At 71.9% G+C, this 16,096-nt stretch carries 16 protein-coding genes and 1 pseudogene; 11 read left to right on the forward strand and 6 right to left on the reverse strand.

Annotated features, from left to right (window positions below; translation table 11 throughout):
* Positions 1 to 132: 132 nt before the first annotated feature.
* The 4 genes from ACLGIH_RS21535 to ACLGIH_RS21550 are packed head-to-tail and all read left to right on the forward strand — an operon-like array spanning position 133 to position 3,667.
* Positions 133 to 942 (forward strand): ABC transporter permease, encoded by an 810-nt coding sequence (locus ACLGIH_RS21535; RefSeq protein ID WP_416526895.1) that lies wholly within the window; start codon positions 133 to 135, stop codon positions 940 to 942.
* Positions 943 to 947: 5 nt separating this feature from the next.
* The gene (locus ACLGIH_RS21540; protein ID WP_416526896.1) at positions 948 to 1,790 is read left to right on the forward strand and encodes an ABC transporter permease; all 843 of its coding nucleotides are present in this window, start codon (positions 948 to 950) and stop codon (positions 1,788 to 1,790) included.
* Between the two features lie 5 nt (positions 1,791 to 1,795).
* Positions 1,796 to 2,815: an ABC transporter ATP-binding protein gene (locus tag ACLGIH_RS21545; RefSeq protein WP_416526897.1), complete on the forward strand. Its 1,020-nt coding sequence runs from the start codon at positions 1,796 to 1,798 to the stop codon at positions 2,813 to 2,815.
* 33 nt (positions 2,816 to 2,848) lie between these two features.
* Positions 2,849 to 3,667, forward strand: coding sequence for a DUF1707 SHOCT-like domain-containing protein (locus ACLGIH_RS21550; protein ID WP_416526898.1), 819 nt, complete (start codon positions 2,849 to 2,851; stop codon positions 3,665 to 3,667).
* 1,122 nt (positions 3,668 to 4,789) lie between these two features.
* On the opposite strand, the gene ACLGIH_RS21555 is transcribed toward ACLGIH_RS21550, so the two are convergent.
* Positions 4,790 to 6,148, reverse strand: coding sequence for an SGNH/GDSL hydrolase family protein (locus ACLGIH_RS21555; protein WP_416526899.1), 1,359 nt, complete (start codon positions 6,146 to 6,148; stop codon positions 4,790 to 4,792).
* Positions 6,149 to 6,342: 194 nt separating this feature from the next.
* Here ACLGIH_RS21555 and ACLGIH_RS21560 point away from each other — a divergent pair, with 194 nt between their 5' ends.
* Together ACLGIH_RS21560 and ACLGIH_RS21565 are read left to right on the forward strand one after the other, a co-directional pair.
* Positions 6,343 to 7,707 carry a DUF445 domain-containing protein gene (locus ACLGIH_RS21560; protein WP_416526900.1) on the forward strand — a complete coding sequence of 455 codons (1,365 nt, stop codon included), beginning with the start codon at positions 6,343 to 6,345 and terminating at the stop codon, positions 7,705 to 7,707.
* 190 nt (positions 7,708 to 7,897) lie between these two features.
* Positions 7,898 to 8,456: pseudogene (locus tag ACLGIH_RS21565) on the forward strand (MFS transporter); the annotation flags it as partial.
* A 172-nt stretch (positions 8,457 to 8,628) separates the two neighbouring features.
* On the opposite strand, the gene ACLGIH_RS21570 reads toward ACLGIH_RS21565, so the two are convergent.
* Positions 8,629 to 8,931, reverse strand: coding sequence for a hypothetical protein (locus tag ACLGIH_RS21570; RefSeq protein WP_416526901.1), 303 nt, complete (start codon positions 8,929 to 8,931; stop codon positions 8,629 to 8,631).
* Positions 8,932 to 9,178: 247 nt separating this feature from the next.
* Between ACLGIH_RS21570 and ACLGIH_RS21575 the strand changes: the two genes are divergently transcribed.
* The 4 genes from ACLGIH_RS21575 to ACLGIH_RS21590 all read left to right on the forward strand — a co-directional run bounded on the left by ACLGIH_RS21575 (position 9,179) and on the right by ACLGIH_RS21590 (position 11,891).
* Positions 9,179 to 9,601, forward strand: a complete 423-nt coding sequence (locus ACLGIH_RS21575; RefSeq protein ID WP_416526902.1) for an Hsp20/alpha crystallin family protein — start codon at positions 9,179 to 9,181, stop codon at positions 9,599 to 9,601.
* A 126-nt stretch (positions 9,602 to 9,727) separates the two neighbouring features.
* Positions 9,728 to 10,195: a DUF2267 domain-containing protein gene (locus tag ACLGIH_RS21580; RefSeq protein WP_416526903.1), complete on the forward strand. Its 468-nt coding sequence runs from the start codon at positions 9,728 to 9,730 to the stop codon at positions 10,193 to 10,195.
* Between the two features lie 205 nt (positions 10,196 to 10,400).
* On the forward strand, positions 10,401 to 11,273 hold the full coding sequence (locus ACLGIH_RS21585) for an alpha/beta fold hydrolase (protein ID WP_416526904.1): 873 nt from the start codon (positions 10,401 to 10,403) through the stop codon (positions 11,271 to 11,273).
* A 144-nt stretch (positions 11,274 to 11,417) separates the two neighbouring features.
* The gene (locus ACLGIH_RS21590; RefSeq protein WP_416526905.1) at positions 11,418 to 11,891 is read left to right on the forward strand and encodes a carboxymuconolactone decarboxylase family protein; all 474 of its coding nucleotides are present in this window, start codon (positions 11,418 to 11,420) and stop codon (positions 11,889 to 11,891) included.
* Between the two features lie 178 nt (positions 11,892 to 12,069).
* Here the strand turns inward: ACLGIH_RS21590 and tgmC are convergent, their stop codons facing one another.
* Genes tgmC through ACLGIH_RS21605 form a run of 3 tightly spaced genes read right to left on the reverse strand, consistent with a single transcriptional unit; the run spans position 12,070 to position 13,985 of the window.
* Complete coding sequence (tgmC, locus tag ACLGIH_RS21595) at positions 12,070 to 13,275, reverse strand: ATP-grasp peptide maturase system methyltransferase (protein ID WP_416526906.1); 1,206 nt, start codon at positions 13,273 to 13,275, stop codon at positions 12,070 to 12,072.
* On the reverse strand, positions 13,253 to 13,459 hold the full coding sequence (locus tag ACLGIH_RS21600; protein WP_416526907.1) for a hypothetical protein: 207 nt from the start codon (positions 13,457 to 13,459) through the stop codon (positions 13,253 to 13,255). Before ACLGIH_RS21600 ends, tgmC begins: the two co-directional genes overlap by 23 nt.
* A 4-nt stretch (positions 13,460 to 13,463) precedes the next feature.
* Positions 13,464 to 13,985, reverse strand: coding sequence for a hypothetical protein (locus tag ACLGIH_RS21605; protein ID WP_416526908.1), 522 nt, complete (start codon positions 13,983 to 13,985; stop codon positions 13,464 to 13,466).
* A gap of 191 nt (positions 13,986 to 14,176) precedes the next feature.
* Here ACLGIH_RS21605 and ACLGIH_RS21610 point away from each other — a divergent pair, with 191 nt between their 5' ends.
* Positions 14,177 to 15,448, forward strand: a complete 1,272-nt coding sequence (locus ACLGIH_RS21610; RefSeq protein WP_416529444.1) for an NsdA family TPR-like regulatory protein — start codon at positions 14,177 to 14,179, stop codon at positions 15,446 to 15,448.
* Here ACLGIH_RS21610 and ACLGIH_RS21615 read toward each other — a convergent pair.
* Entirely contained in the window at positions 15,429 to 16,091 is a 663-nt protein-coding gene (locus ACLGIH_RS21615; RefSeq protein WP_416526909.1) for an HAD family hydrolase, read from the reverse strand. The genes ACLGIH_RS21610 and ACLGIH_RS21615 overlap by 20 nt on opposite strands.
* Positions 16,092 to 16,096 lie beyond the last annotated feature (5 nt).

Consider the following 16,096-nt stretch of genomic DNA (forward strand, 5'->3'; position numbering starts at 1 on the left):
GAAGACTGTCCCATCCGGCGATCAGTTCCCCGACCCGAGACCGTGTCGCGCCGGAAAATCCGTGGCGGGCCCGCGTCCGGCCGCACTAGGCTCCTGCGCTTCGGTGCCGGGCGAGGGGAAGGGGCGGCGGGCGTGGACGTGGGCGGCGCGGCACGGCTGTACGCGTCCGTCGCGGCGGGCGGGTTCCGGCGGTACGCGACCTACCGGGCGGCCACCGCGGCCGGGGTGTTCACCAACACCGTCTTCGGGCTGATCCTCGCCTACACGTACGTGGCCCTGTGGGATCAGCGGCCCGGCCTCGGCGGGTACGACCAGGCGCAGGCCCTGACCTATGTGTGGCTGGGGCAGGTGTTCCTGTCGACGCTGGCGCTCGGGGGCGGCGGCGTCGAGAACGAGTTGATGGAACGCATCCGTACGGGTGATGTGGCGATCGACCTGTACCGGCCCGCCGACCTCCAGCTGTGGTGGCTGTCGGCGGACCTGGGGCGGGCGGTGTTCCAGCTGCTGGGGCGCGGGGTGGTGCCGTTCGCCTTCGGGGGGCTGTTCTTCCATCTGGCGGTGCCCGCGGACCCGGTGGTGTGGGCGGCGTTCCTGGTCGCGGTCGCGCTGGCGATGGTCGTCAGCTTCGCCATCCGGTACCTGGTGGCGCTGTCGGCGTTCTGGCTGCTCGACGGCACCGGTGTGACGCAGATGCTGATGCTCACCGGCACGTTCTGCTCGGGGATGCTGCTGCCGCTGAACGTCTTTCCCGGCGTGCTCGGCGAGGTGGTCCGGGCGCTGCCGTGGTCGTCGATGCTCCAGGCGCCCGCGGACGTGCTGCTGGGCGAGGCCGATGTGCTCGGCACGTACGCCTTCCAGGCCGGGTGGGCGGTGGTGCTGCTGGCGGCCGGGCGGCTGCTGCAGTCGGCGGCGACGCGACGGGTGGTGGTCCAGGGTGGCTGAGGGCGGTGCCGTGGGGGGGCAGGGCCGCCGCGGGCGCCTCCCGGCTCGGGGAGGGGCTGCGTGCCTACAGGCTGATCGCGGGGATGTGGATCCGCTCCACGATGGCCTACCGGGCCTCCTTCGCGCTGACCACGGTGGGCAATTTCGCGCTGACCGCGCTCGACTTCGTGGCGATCCTGCTGATGTTCTCCCGGGTCGACGCGCTCGGCGGCTACAGCCTGCCCGAGATCGCCTTCCTCTACGGCCTCTCCAGCGTCTCCTTCGGGCTCGCCGACCTCGCGATCGGCTCCATGGACCGGCTCGGGCGGCGGGTGCGCGACGGCACCCTCGACACGCTGCTGGTGCGTCCGGCGCCGGTGCTGGCGCAGGTGGCCGCCGACCGGTTCGGGCTGCGCCGGCTGGGCCGGGTCACGCAGGGAGCCCTGGTGCTGGGCTATGCGCTGAGCGTCGTCGACATCGACTGGACGCCGGCGAAGCTGCTGCTGATGCCGGTGATGGTGGTCAGCGGTGCGGCGATCTTCGGGGCGGTGTTCGTGGCGGGCGCGGCCTTCCAGTTCGTGGCGCAGGACGCCTCCGAGGTGCAGAACGCGTTCACGTACGGGGGGACGACGCTGTTGCAGTACCCGCCGACGGTGTTCGGGCGGGAACTGGTGCGCGGGGTGACGTTCGTACTGCCGCTGGCCTTCGTCAACTGGCTGCCGGCCACCTATGTGCTGGGGCGGCCGTATCCGCTGGACCTGCCGCGGTGGGTGGCGTTCGCGCCGCCGCTGGTGGCCCTGGCGTGCTGCGCGCTGGCGGGGCTGGCGTGGCGGGCGGGCCTTCGTTCCTACCGGAGTACAGGGAGTTAGCCGAGGTGGACAGTGACGTCAGCGGAGTTGCTGATGGGGGCGCCGGGGGTCTCGGGGGCGTCGGCGACTTCATCCGTCTGGACGGGGTCGAGAAGGTCTTCGACGTGCGGAAGAAGACCGGCTTCCTGAAGCGGGAGCGGCGGCAGGTGCGGGCCGTGGACGGGCTGTCGTTCACGGTGGCGCGCGGTGAGATGGTCGGCTACATCGGCCCGAACGGCGCCGGCAAGTCGACCACGATCAAGATGCTCACCGGCATCCTCACGCCGAGCGGCGGCCGGCTGCGGGTGGCCGGTATCGACCCGTCCCGCGAGCGGACCCGCCTCGCGCACCGCATCGGGGTGGTGTTCGGGCAGCGTACGACGCTGTGGTGGGACCTGCCGCTGATCGACTCCTACCGGCTGATGCACCGCATGTACCGCATCCCGGACGCCCGTTACCGGGCCAACCTCGACCGCTGCGTCGAACTCCTCGATCTGGGCGCCCTGCTGGACGTGCCGGTGCGTCAGCTGTCGCTGGGCCAGCGGATGCGGGGGGACATCGCGGCGGCGCTGCTGCACGACCCCGACGTGCTCTACCTCGACGAGCCGACCATCGGCCTGGACGTGGTGTCCAAGGCCAAGGTGCGGGGCTTCCTGCGGGAGTTGAACACCGAGCGCGGCACGACGGTGCTGCTGACCACGCACGACCTGCAGGACATCGAGCAGTTGTGCTCGCGGGTGATGGTCATCGACCACGGGCGGCTGATGTACGACGGTCCGCTCGCCGGGCTGCACGAGGCGGGCGAGAGCGAGCGGACCCTGGTGGTGGACCTGGAGCGGGAACTGCCCCCGATCGACGCCCCGGCGCCCGCGCGGGTGGTCCGGGTCGACGGCCCCCGGCAGTGGCTGGCGTTCCCGGCGACGGCCTCGGCGGCCGGGCTGGTGGCGTCGATCGCCGCCGCGTATCCGCTGGTCGACCTTTCGGTGCGGGAGCCGGACATCGAGGCGGTGATCGCAAAGATGTACGCGGAGAGGGCGAGCGCGTAGTGCCGCGCACGACGACCTCGTAGGCTGCTGTACATGACCGACGACGCCCCGGAACTGCGTGCATCCGACGCCGATCGCGAACGAGTCGCCGAGGTCCTGCGGGACGCCCTCGCGGAGGGCCGGCTGGACATGGCGGAGTTCGAGGAACGGCTGGACGCCACCTACCAGGCCCGCACCTACGGGGAACTCGCGCCGATCACCAGGGATCTGCCCGTCGGTGACGCGCCCGCGCCCCGGGTGTCGATGACCAAGGAACCGGTGGGCGGCGACGAGTGGGCGGGCCGGATCACGGGCGGTGAGGGGTCGTCGACCTGGGCCGTGGCCGTGATGTCCGGGTTCCAGCGCAAGGGGCGCTGGACGGTGCCCAGGCGGTTCAACAGCTTCGCCTTCTGGGGCGGCGGGGACATCGATCTGCGGGAGGCGAACTTCGCGGACCGCGAGGTCGTGATCAACTGCGTCGCGATCATGGGCGGGATGAACGTGGTCGTGCCGCCCGGCGTCGAGGTGATCGTGCGCGGGGTCGGGATCATGGGCGGCTTCGACCACCGCGAGGAGGGCGTCCCCGGCGACCCGGGCGCCCCGCGCGTGATCGTCACCGGCTTCGCCTTCTGGGGCGGCGTCGGCGTGGAGCGCAAGCTGACCCGGGCGGAGCGGCAGCGGCTCAAGGAGGAGCGGCGCCAGGAGAAGCTGGAGCGCCGGCAGGAGAAGGAGGAGCGCCGGCGGGACAGGCTGGAGCGCAAGGCCTCCGGCAACGAACTGCCGGGTTCCCGCCACGGCCTGGGAGCCGACCTGCACGGCCTGAACCTGCACGAGCCACGCCCCGAGGAGCGCGACCGCCGCCGGGATGTGTGACGCCGGGGTCGTGTGAGGCCGGGTCGTACGGGGTCGGATCACGCCGGGGTCGTGTGAGGCCGGGTCGTACGGGGTCGGATCACGCCGGGGTCGTGTGAGGCCGGGTCGTATGGGGTCGGATCACGCCGGGGTCGTGTGAGGCCGGGTCGTATGGGGTCGGATCACGCCGAGGTCGTGTGAGGCCGGGTCGTATCGGGTGGGATGACGCCCGGATGCGACGCCGGGTCGGGTGACGCCCGGGGCGGGTGACGCCCGCGTCGTGTGAGGCCGGGTGGTATCGGGTGGGATGACGCCCGGATGCGACGCCGGGTCGGGTGACGCCCGGATGTGACGCCGGGGCGGGTGACGCCCGCCTCGTGTGCGGTCGGGGCGTATGAGGTCGGGTGACGCCGGGTGGTGTGACGCCGGGTCGTGTGGCACCGGGTCGTGTGACACCGACGGCGCCTGACCGGGGGTGGCCGGGGTTGAGTGGGGGTGCCTGCGCCTGTGCCTACGCCTGCGCTCGGGGTGCCGGTGTCTGTGCTGGGGTTCTGCGTCCGCGCTGGTACAACGGGCCTGCGCCGGGGGCCGCCCGGGCCCGCGCCGGGGCGTCGCCTGCGGCGGGCATGCGGCCCGCGCCCGGGCCGGGAGCATTTCCCGCAGGCCCGCGCCGGACGCCGTGGCCGCGCTCGCGCCGGGACCACCGCTCGCGCCGGGACACCGCCCGGGACGGGACAGCGCCCGCCCACCGGGAACGCAGCCCGTGCCCGCGGAGGAGCGGCCCCGCGGCCAGGGAGGGTACGCGGGCCGTGCCGCCGTCGGGTCCGCCCGGAGGCCGGGCCTCGCGCCACCTGGTGCTGGGCCGGAGCCCGAGCCGGAGCCCGAGTCGGAGGCGGAGCCCGAGCCCGAGCCAAAGCCGGAGCCCGAGCCGGAGCCCGAGCCAGAGGCGGAGGCCGAGTCGGAGCCGGAGCCCGAGCCAGAGGCGGAGGCCGAGCCGGAGCCGGAGCCGGAGCTGTGGCCGGTCGGCCGGACCGCACCGGCGGAGCGGTCGCCGAAGCCAAGCCCGCTCGGCCCACCGCCGGACCGGCACCGGCCGGTGTGCGGCCGGCCCACCGGCACCGGCACCGGCGGCCCCCGGCCGGCTCACAGCTGGGCCGGTGCCGCCCCCTTCAGCAGCTCCAGGTCGAAGACCTCGGCCATCCGCGCGTACCCCCGGTCGCTGGGATGCAGATGGTCCCCGCAGTCGTACTCGGCGCGCAGCCGGCGCGGGTCGTACGGGTCGCGCAGCTTCTTGTCGAAGTCGACCACCGCGTCGAACACCCGGCCCGCGCGGATCTCGGCGTTGATCTTCTGCCGCACCGCCTCACGGGCGGCGGTGTAGCCGCGGTGACCGCCGAACGGCATCACGGTCGCGCCGGTGACCTTGAGACCGCGGGCGTGGGCCTGCTCGACCATGCCGCGCAGGCCGTCCAGGATGGCGTCGGAGTCGGCGGCCGGGTGGCGCAGGATGTCGTTGACGCCGAGGACGATGACGACGGCCTTGACGCCCGGCCGGCCGAGGACGTCCCGGGCGAACCGGTCGACGCCGCTCGGGTTGTCGGCGGGGCGGCCTTGGCCGCCGGTCAGCACCCGGTTGCCGCTGATGCCCTGGTTGACGACGCTGTATCGGGGGACGTCGCGGCCGGACCCGACCGCGGTGCGCAGCCGCGCGGCCAGTACGTCGGTCCAGCGGCGGTTGGTGTCCATGGTGGAGGAGACGCCGTCGGTGATCGAGTCGCCGATGATGACGACGGTGCCCTCGGCCTCGTTGCTGAGCACGTCCAGCGCGGTCAGGTAGCGCCAGTACGACGTCTTCTCGGCGTACGCGCCACCGGTCACGTCCTCGGTGCGGTCACCGGTGGCGAGGTAGCTGGTCTCCCGCGCGTGCCGGTGGTAGGTGACCGGCCCGGACGGCGTGGGGGAGTACGTGGTGACCAGCACGTCGCTGCCGTACGGGACGGTGAGCTGCACGGCGTCGCTCATCACCTGGCCGCCCGCCGGGATGACGACCTGGGGGTTGCCGGCGAAGGTCAGGCGCCGCATGGTCTCGGCGACCGCCGCGGGGGTGTCCTGCCCGGCGGCGAGGGCGATCGAGGCGTGCGTGACGGTCAGCGGTGACTGGCCGTAGAGATTGGACAGCGTGATCCGGGCACTCGTGCCCCCGATGTTCGCGTGCACGACGTTGCGCACCGAGCGGCCCGCCATGCCGGTCAACTCGGTGCCCGGCTCCGCCCCGGCCGGGGAGGCGGACCAGGCGCCGACCCAGGTGCCGGTGGAGGCGGGCGCGGCGGGGTTGTTGGCGCGGCCGCCCGCGGAGAGCGTCGTCCGGTCCTTCGTGCCGTCGTCGGCCGCCACCCCGACGAAGATGGCGGCGGACAGGGCCACGATCGCGGCGACGACGGCGGCCAGCAGGGCACGGTGCTGGTGGGTACGGGGTGCCCCCCCGTCACGACCCCGGGTCATGCTGTGGTGTTCTCCTCGGGCGATGGGAGCCTCGGGCTCCGGTCCGATGAGCCCATGATGCGGCAGAGGTCTGGCCGGGGTGCTGGGACCCCCCGGCATTACCCCGTCCGGACAGACGCCGGGAACCTGTGTTCTGTTCCCGGAGTCGGTCAGGAAGGGACAATGTGTGAGAGATCACCGAGCGGGTGGAGCGGATGGAACGGACAAAACCTGAACTCCCGGACAGCGGGAGCGGTGCGGGCGGTCAGGGAGCCGTAGGGCAGGCCGCCCGCCCCGGTGCCGTCACGAACCGCGCGATGACGACGTTCAGCGCGGCAGACGAGGAGAAGCGGCGCGGCGTGCGCCGGATGAAGCTCACCGCCACCGGACTGCTGCTCTTCGTCGCCCTGGTCTACGTCCTCACCGAGTGGGCCTCGCACGCGGGCGCCGGCCCCTGGGCCGGGTATGTCTCGGCCGCCGCCGAGGCCGGCATGGTCGGCGCGCTCGCCGACTGGTTCGCGGTCACCGCCCTCTTCCGCCACCCCCTGGGCATCCCCATCCCGCACACCGCGATCATCCCCACCAAGAAGGACCAGCTCGGCGTCTCGCTGGGCGAGTTCGTCGGCGAGAACTTCCTCTCCGAGGACGTCGTACGGCAGCGGCTGCGCGCCGTCGGCATAGGCAGCCGCCTCGGCGCCTGGCTCGCGGTCCCCGAGCACGCCGACCGGGTCACCGCCGAGCTGTCCGCCGCCCTGCGCGGCGCCCTGACCGTCCTGCGGGACTCCGACGTCCAGGCGGTGGTCGGAGAGGCGATCACGCGCCGGGCCGACGCGGCCGAGATCGCGCCCGGCGTCGGCAAGATGCTGGAGAAGGTCGTCGTCGACGGCGGCCACAAACGGGCCGTCGACCTGGTGGTCGGCCGGGCCCACGACTGGCTGGTGCTGCACGGCGACTCCGTGATGGACGCCGTCCAGGGCGGGGCGCCCGGCTGGACCCCGCGGTTCGTGGACCGCAAGGTCGGCGAGCGCGTCTACAAGGAGCTGCTGCGCTTCGTCACCGAGATGCGCGACATGCCCGCCCACCCGGCGCGCGGCGCCCTCGACCGGTTCCTGACCGACTTCGCCTCCGATCTCCAGTCCGACACCGACACCCGTGCGCGGGTCGAGCGGCTGAAGACCGAGGTGCTGGGCCGGAGCGAGGTCCAGGACCTGATCACCTCCGCCTGGACCGCCGTACGATCCATGATCGTTTCGGCGGCGGAGGACGAGCGCAGCGAGCTGCGGCTGCGGGTGCGGGCCTCGCTGCTGTCGCTGGGGCAGCGCATGGCCTCCGACTCCAAGGTGCAGGGCAAGGTCGACACCTGGCTGGAGGGGGCGGCGGTGTACGTCGTCACCACCTACCGGCGGGAGATCACCTCCCTGATCACCGACACGGTGGCGGGCTGGGACGCCGAGCACACGACGAAGAAGATCGAGGCCAACATCGGCCGCGACCTGCAGTTCATCCGCATCAACGGCACGGTGGTGGGCTCGCTGGCCGGGCTGCTGATCTACACGGTGTCGCGTGTGCTGGGCGCGTAGGCCTGTTCGACGACAGCACCGGCTCCCTCCCGGCCGAGCGCGACCGGCGGGCCGAGCACGACCGGCGGGCCGGGCGTGGCCGTCGGCCGGGCGTGACCGTCGGCCGGGCGTGATCATCGGGCCGAGCATGGTCATCGGGCTCCCGGGCTCCCGGGCACATGGGAGGGGTTCGCTCGACGGAGAGGGAGCCCTGACAGCGGATTCGTCGCCGGGCTCGGTGCCCGCATCCACCGGAACCGTCACCACCGCCGTCCCCGCCCGCCTGGACCGGCTGCCCTGGTCGCGGTGGCACTGGATGATCGTGGTCGGTCGCGTCACCGTCTGGATCCTGGACGGCCTCGAGGTCACCATCCTCGGCAACGTCGCCGGCCGCCTCGCCGAGGAAGGCAGCGGCCTGGACATCACCTCCGCCCAGGTCACCGGCATCGCCGCCGCGCTGTGTGTGGCGGGCGCCTGTTCCGGGGCGCTGTTCTTCGGCTGGCTGACCGACCTCCCCCACTGCTGAACGCGTGGGGACCCCCATCGGCCGCAAGAAACTCTTCATCACGACGCTGGCCGTCTACCTGGCGGCGACCGCGCTGACGGCGCTGTCCTTCGACACCTGGTGGTTCTTCCTCTTCCGGTTCCTCACCGGCTTCGGCATCGGCGGCGAGTACGCGGCCATCAACTCCGCGATCGACGAGCCGATCCCGTCCCTCTACCGGGGCCGGGTCGACCTGATCATCAACGGCAGCTACTGGCTCGGCGCGACGCCGTGCCGAACAGCAGCAGGCGGAACGCCGTTCCCTGGGGACATCGCCCGTCCGCTGTCGGCGACGGAGGCGACGGAGGCGACGGCGGGCAGGACGCCGGGGGCGTCGAAGGGGACGCCGGGGTCCGGGTACGGCGAGGTGCAGGGGGCCGAGCCGTGCCGGCGCACCCTCAGGCGCGTCGGTCGGCGACCGCCCAGGACGCCAGGGCGACGGCGCCCGCGACGCCGGACACGGCGGGCCAGGCGCCCACCTTCTTGGCCAGCGGGTGCGACCCGGCGAAGGCGGCGACGTACGCGGCCGTCAGCGCCCCCGCGGCCGTCCCGCCGGCCCGCTGCCGCCACTGCCGCGCGGCGGCGGCCCCGGCGACGGCGAGAACGGCACCGCCGAGCGGCCGTTTCCTCGTCCACCGGGCCACGCCGTACCCGCCGACGAGTCCGCCCGCGGCGACCGCCGCGCTGGGAACCCTGGCCATGTCTGCCTCCTGCTGCTGACGACTGGATCCTCGCTCCGAGGCTAATCCGCCCACGCCCCGGCCCCGGCCCCGGCCACGCCCCGCCCCCGGCCCGTACCCCCACGCCCCTCGCCCGGTCCGACCAGCGGAAAGCCCCCTCCAGGCCTTCCCTTGAGTCGGGGCTTGTCAAGTTTCCTCCTCGGAGCTATATAAGAAGAGGCAATCAGGGCATCGCACAGCAGCGCCTGAACGAGAGGAGTGAACTGTGATGCTCATGCGTACGGACCCGTTCCGCGAGTTCGACCGCCTCGCGCAGCAGGTCTTCGGGAACACCACCCGCCCGGCCGCCATGCCGATGGACGCCTACCGTGCCGGGGACGACTTCATCGTCCATTTCGACCTCCCCGGCATCGACCCGGAGACCATCGAGCTGGACGTCGAGCGCAACGTCCTCAACGTCCGCGCCGAGCGCAGGTCCCCCGCCCCCGAGGGCGCCGAGACCCTCGTCGCCGAACGGCCCGCCGGCACCTTCACCCGCCAGCTGTTCCTCGGTGACACGCTCGACACGGACCGGATCGACGCCTCGTACGACGCCGGCGTCCTCACGCTGCGCATCCCGGTCGCCGAGCAGGCCAAGCCGCGCCGCATCCAGATCTCCGGCGGCAGCGACCGCAAGCAGCTCAGCGGCTGAGCGGCCCACCGCGTCCACCCGTATCCACCACATCCACCACATCCACGAGGCGCGTCCCGCAGGCCCGGCATCCGCCTGCGGGGCGCGGTTCCGTCCGCCCGTCACAACTGGAGAAGGAGTCCGCAGATGACCGTGCCGACGATGCCGAATCCGACGACGCCGAACCCGACGACGACGCCGCCGCACGGTGCACGGCCCGGATGGACCGACCTGATCGAGGAGGTACGGGAGGCCGGCCGGTACCCGACCCGGGCGGAGGCGGAGAGCGTCACCCGTATCGTCCTGTCCGCCCTCGGCGGGCACGTCGTCGGCGACGAACGCGTCGCGCTGGCCCGCGCCCTGCCCGAGGAGGCGGCACGCGTGGTCGCCGAGCAGATACCGGCCACCCGCCCGCTGACCGCGCCGGAGTTCGTCGACTCGGTCGCGGCCCGCATCGAGGGCTCCACCCCCGCCACGGCCCGCTGGGACGTCAGCTCGGTCCTCAGCGTCCTGCCGCCGCTGATCGGCGACGACCTGGTGACCCGCGTCCTGGCCCAGCTCCCGCCGGGCTACGCCCTGCTGTTCGGCCGCGCCGATCTCAGCGCGGTGGCGTGACGCCCGCCCGCTGCCCGGGGCCGGCCCTCGGCCGGCCCCGCCCCTCCTCCGTACGGGCGACTGTTCAGGCGGCGGGTACGAAGCAGGGCGGGGACTGCCGAAGAATCCCTGACGGGCCCGGCCCGCGGATCCGGGCGACGGCGGCACCTCCCCGGAATCCGCCGCGGGGCCCCACGGACACCGCCAGGCGCACGAGGGAGAGACCATGACCGAACCCGACACGGAGCGGGAGGCGCGCGCCGGGACGGCGGTGGTGGACGGCGCCCGCGTGGCCTACTGGGAATCCGGCCCCGCCGACGGCGAGCCGGTCCTGCTCCTGCACGGTTACCCCGCCAACCACCACTGCTGGCGCCACCAGGCCCCCGCACTCGCCCGGGCCGGCCACCGGGTCGTCGCCCCCGACCTCCTCGGCTGGGGCCGCTCCGACCGCCCCACCCACCTCCCCTTCGACTACGACACCGAGGCCGCCCGGATCGGCGTACTGCTCGACGCGCTCGGCATCGAGGCCGTGAACCTCGTCGGCCACGACTACGGCGGTTTCCTCGCCCTCGGCTTCACCCAGTCCCACCCCGGCCGCGTGCGCCGCCTGGCCCTGCTCAACAGCCGGGCGCAGTCCACCTTCGTCCCCCGCTGGTACGCCGCCTTCGGCCTGATCTCCCTGACCGGTCGCATCCCCGCGCTCCACCCGCTGCTCAGCCGACTCCCCCTCGCGCGGATCCACCGGCGGTCACTCACACCCCTGGTCCACGGCGGCCACCTGGACGAGGACGGGCTGAACGGCTACATCGACTGGATGCGCACCCGGGAGGGCCGCCGCTGGCTGGCCCACTACTTCGGCGACTACCGGGTGACCGTCCGCCCCGAACTGCGCCGCCGCCTCGGCGACATCACCTGCCCGACCGCGATCATCTGGGGCCGCGCGGACACCTACCTGCGCCCGGCGATCGCCACCGAACTCGCCGAGCGCATCCCGCACGCGGAACTGACGATGCTGGACGACACCGGCCACTGGGTGATGGACGAACGCCCGGCCGAGGTGACGCGCGCGCTGAAGGAACTCCTCCTCCGCGACACATAAGTGGCGCAGGTCACATCCGACTGCTCTCTCGGGACGTCACACGACGCCCGTCCCCTCCGTCGTATCTGCGTAAGGCCGAACACACCGAACACACCGAACACACCGAACACGCCGAACACCCGCCACGCAGCCGGAGGAATACCGATGGAAGCCCGCATCAACCCGTTCGAGAGCACCGTCGCGAAGAAGGTCGTGCAGCACCTGGCCTCGACCAACAAGGCCATCTCGGACACGGGCCTGCCGATGGCCACCCAGGAACTGGTGAAGCTCCGCGCCAGCCAGATCAACGGCTGCGGTTTCTGCACCGACATGCACGCCAAGGACGCCGCGAAGGCGGGGGAGACCGCCCTGCGCCTGAACCTCGTCGCCGCCTGGCGGGAGGCCACGGTCTTCACCGACGCCGAGCGCGCCGCCCTGGAACTGGCCGAACAGGGCACCCGCATCGCCGACGCCGCCGGCGGCGTCACCGACGAGGCGTGGGAGAACGCGGCCAAGCACTACGACGAGGAACAACTCGCCGCGCTGGTCTCCCTGATCGCCGTCATCAACGCCTTCAACCGCATGAACGTCATGTTCCGCCTGCCCGCCGGGGGCTACGAGCCGGGGATGTTCGGCTGACGGGCGGACGGTAAGGCCATCTCGGCGGGCCCCGTACCCCTCCTTTGGGGGGCGCGGGGTCCTGCTGTCCACCGGTCCTCCGCCTGGCCGTCGAGCGGCATTGCTTCGCCCGCTCCTTCGCATCCACTTAGGTACGGTGAGAAACGCGTTCGGCCGTCGTCCAAGGCGGACCTCTGTCTCACCCCGGTGAAAGCGAGAGGGAGAGGCCCGGCATGCGCGCATGCCGCAGTTGCTGCCCCCTCTCGTCCACGCGCAAGGTGAACGTCTCGGGCCCCGGCCGCCCGGCTGCGTCGAAGGCGTCCAGTACGTGCTCGACACGTTCCCAGAGCCTCAGGGGACCGCCTTCCCGCACGTCCCAAACCCCGCCACTGACGGAGAGGGTCGCCGCCGACCCCGTGCCGACGTCGACCAGACGCACGACCCCGTCGACGGTGACGATCTGGGTGTCCGGCACGGCACACTGGGCCAGGAAGCGAAGGTGGAACGCCTCCTCCGTGGCGGCCGTGATCCGCTCGGGACCGTGCCGAGCAGGTCGTGGTCGCTCCGGTAGGCCCGCAGCCCAGTCAGCGGGATTGCCGAACGGGGGCGCGGCATGCACCCGGGCGGACATGTACGAGACGGTACCCGGCAACAACGGCCCTTCGGCCGTGCCGTCCTCGGCAACGGTGAGCAGGACGCGCGCGTACCCGTAGAGCCAGCCGGACAAGTTGAGCAGGACCTTCCCGCCGGGCCGGGTCTGAGCGAGCAGCGCCCGCGGCACGGTGCGGAAGGAACAGGCGGTCACGATCCGATCGAACCAGGCCTCCGGCCAGTACCCGAACAGCCCGTCCGCCACGGCCAGGGTCGGTGTGTGGCCGCAGCCCTGCAGGACGTTCGCCGCTGCTTCCAGTCGGTGCGGGTCGATGTCGACGCTCGTGACGTGTGACGACCCCAGCCGCTCGCAGGCCAGAGCGGTCGAGTAGCCCGTCCCAGTCCCGATCTCCAGCACCGTGTGTCCGTCGGTGACCTCGGCGTCGCCCCACATGCGTACGACGAGTGACGGGAGCGTCGATGACGAGGTGGGGGTCCCACCATGCCGAACGGCAGGGTTCTTCCAGTCGGGCTCCTCGCCGTCGAACTGTGTGATCAGCGTGGCGTCGGAACAGGCGGCGGCCAGCCACCGGCCGTAGTCGAGCTCGGCCGTTACGGGCTCCCACACGGTCAGACGCTGTGCCTCGGGTTCTTCGGCAGCCAAGTAGAAGCCAGGAACGAACCGGTGCCGTGGCACGGCCTCCACGGCCGCACGCCAGCCGGGATCGACCAGCACGCCTTTCTGCACGAGCGTCTCCGCCATGGCCTGGCGCAGATGGGCCGCGTCGGTCTCACGGTCGGCGGGCATCGTCATGACGTGCTGCTTCCTTCCGGACGAGGATGTCGGCGAACGCCTCGGTGACGTCCTCCAACGCGGTGACGAAACGGACGGTCTGGGTTTCGTCCAGCGCTGCCGTGGCGTACGGCGGCGGACTGACCGGCAGCCGGTCGGTCACCAGACGCAGGGCCCAGGGGTCCTGAGCGGCCAATGCATCCATGTCCTCACCCTTCTTCTTCGATGGATACGCGACGTGCCTCTTCGGCCTCTCCCACGAGCCGCGCCCGGCCGCGCTGGAGAAGGGCGGTGATGGCCCGGGGCGCGCAGAGGTCCCCCTCGTAGCGCGGCGGCACGACCCAGTAAGTGCCCGGTGGCTGCTGCCGGTCGATGCGCGGCACACCCAGGTACGTGCCGTGCCCGAGACAGGGGGCGACATCGGAATAGGCCCAGACCAGGCCCGCATGTCCCTGGATCAACGCGTAGTACGTCCCGTCGGCCACCCGTCGGTCGAAAATGATCGACCCGCCGAGCGACTCCCCCAGCGCCACGGCCACGCGGTCCCTATCCGCGGAACCGACGGCGGCGTGCACGACCTTCGACGACATACGCACGGCAGCGATCCGCTGTCCGAGGGGCAGAAGTGCGACGCCTTGCGCGTCCCACTCCTGCCATGCCCGTGCAGGCATCGGATGGGTGCCAGCGAGCCACCCGGCGATCGCCCTGTCCAAGGCCTCCTGCGTGTACAAGGCTCGCTCCTCGGTGTCGACTCACGGTCACTTCGTCGATCAGAGTCCACGAAGTGTGTGTAAGTAACGAGGACTTCAGAAGGTCACGTGAAGGACTCGAAAAGGTCCTCACTTCCGCCTATCGAGTGGTCAGTGTCTCTGAATGGGACTCACTGTGGGATGGTCGACCCAGCCGACTCAAGGAGGTGCTCGTGCCCAGACCGACAGGGAACGTCCGGCTGAAGGCCGCCCGGGTGGCCGCAGGGTTCAACTCCCAGCAGGACTTGGCAGACGCTCTCACGGAGCATGCGAAGCGTCTGGGCATCCGCAGCCTGTCCGTCGGGGTGCGACAGGTCCGTCGCTGGGAGTCGGACAATCCTCCCTGGCCCCAGCCGGACTGCCAGAGGGCGCTGACGCACCTGCTCGGACAGGATCTGGAGTCGCTCGGCTTCACGCCCCCGTGGGGCGCGGACGACCGTCGTCGCGATCGTGTCCGAGGCAATCCGGTCACAGGCGGCCTGCGACCGCTGACCACGGCCGTCCGTCTCGGCCCTGTCACAGGATCCCAACCCGACACAGCGGGCACGGACTACGCGACGGTCACCCGGGCGCATCGGCGGCTCTACTGGTCCGTTGCGCCGACCGACCTGCACCCGGCGGTTATGGCACACGCGACGCTGGGCAGTGTGCTGGTCGGGCAAACAACCGAGCCGACCCGTCGGCTGATCGCCGCATCCTTGGCCGAGACGTACCTCATGGCAGGCCGGCTCGAGTTCTTCGACCTGCGTGAACCGGCCACCGCGCACGAGACCCTCGTTCTGGCCTTGCAGGCAGCGGGTGAGGCCGACGATCCGCTCCTCGGCTCGGCGGTCATCGCCCACATGGCGTTCGTCCCGGGCTGGGGAGGGGACCGGGACGGCGCCCGGGAGCGGATGATCGCCGCCCGCACCTACGCCCGCCGAGCCCCGGCGTCAGCGGAGTTCCTGGCCTGGCTGGACGCCGTGGAGGCGGAGTGCGAGACGCGGTGCGGCGACACCCGCACCGCCCTGCATCTGATCGGCCACGCCGAGGACGTGATGCGGGACGGCAGTGATCACCCATCACCGGAGTGGATGGACTGGTTCTCCCCGGCGCGCCTTGCGGCCTTCAAGGGCAACACCCAACTGCTCGCGGGTCATCTTCCACAGGCCCGCGAGACCCTCCTCGGGGCCCTGGAGGCCTTGTCACCCGGCGAGCAGAAACAGCGGACGGTCGTGTACGGCGATCTGGCGGCCGTCGAAGCAGCCACCGGGAACACGGAAGCGGCCTGCGAGTACGCCGGCCAAGCCCTCGATCAGCTTGCCGCCACCTGGTACGCGACTGGCATGGACCGGGTGCGTGAGGTCCGCCGGGCGCTCACCCCACATCAGCACGAGCGCTGCGTCCGCGAGTTGGACGACCGCCTCTATGACTGGTCGACGACGGTCAGCGTGCTGAGCCGTTGAACGTCTGGATTCTGCTGGGCAGTTCGGCTAGCCCCTCGACGCGGAAGGTCGGAAGCTCCATGGCCTCCGCACTGTTCCACTGAATGGTGGCCCAGGGCCCGCGATGGACCAGTGCGGTATGCATTCCCGCCTCGCGGGCCGGCCGGATGTCGTTGTCGCAGCGATCACCGACATAGAGGATCTGGCCGCCTTGGAAGGGCACGGCGTCGGTGACTCGCTTGAAGAACTCAGGGTCGGGCTTGCTCGCCCCCCAGTCGTCGGACGTGCCGATCAGGTCCACGTCCTCGGTGAACAGTTCCCGGAGGATCCGCCCTGCCCGGACGGTCTGGTTGCCTGCGATACCGAGCCAGAGACCGTCGGCCCGGAGCTGTCGTAGCGTCGGCCGCACATCCGCGTAGAGATCCTCCTCGCCGAAGGACTCCGGTTGCCCGGCGGCGGCACGCTTCTCGCGCTCGGCGTAGAGGTCGAACCCGGGCCGGAACTCCTGAAAGGTCTCGCGGTAGTCACGGCCTTGGGCGACCACGGCGCCGAACATCGCGTGGAACGTGTGGCGCGGCACGCCGAGCCAGTCGGCCCAGGTTCCGTACTCACGGGTCTCGTCCACGAGACACTCACCGACGTCGAAGACCACTGCGCGGATCATGAGAG

Source organism: Streptomyces hamibioticus (assembly GCF_047946815.1).
GTDB lineage: Bacteria > Actinomycetota > Actinomycetes > Streptomycetales > Streptomycetaceae > Streptomyces.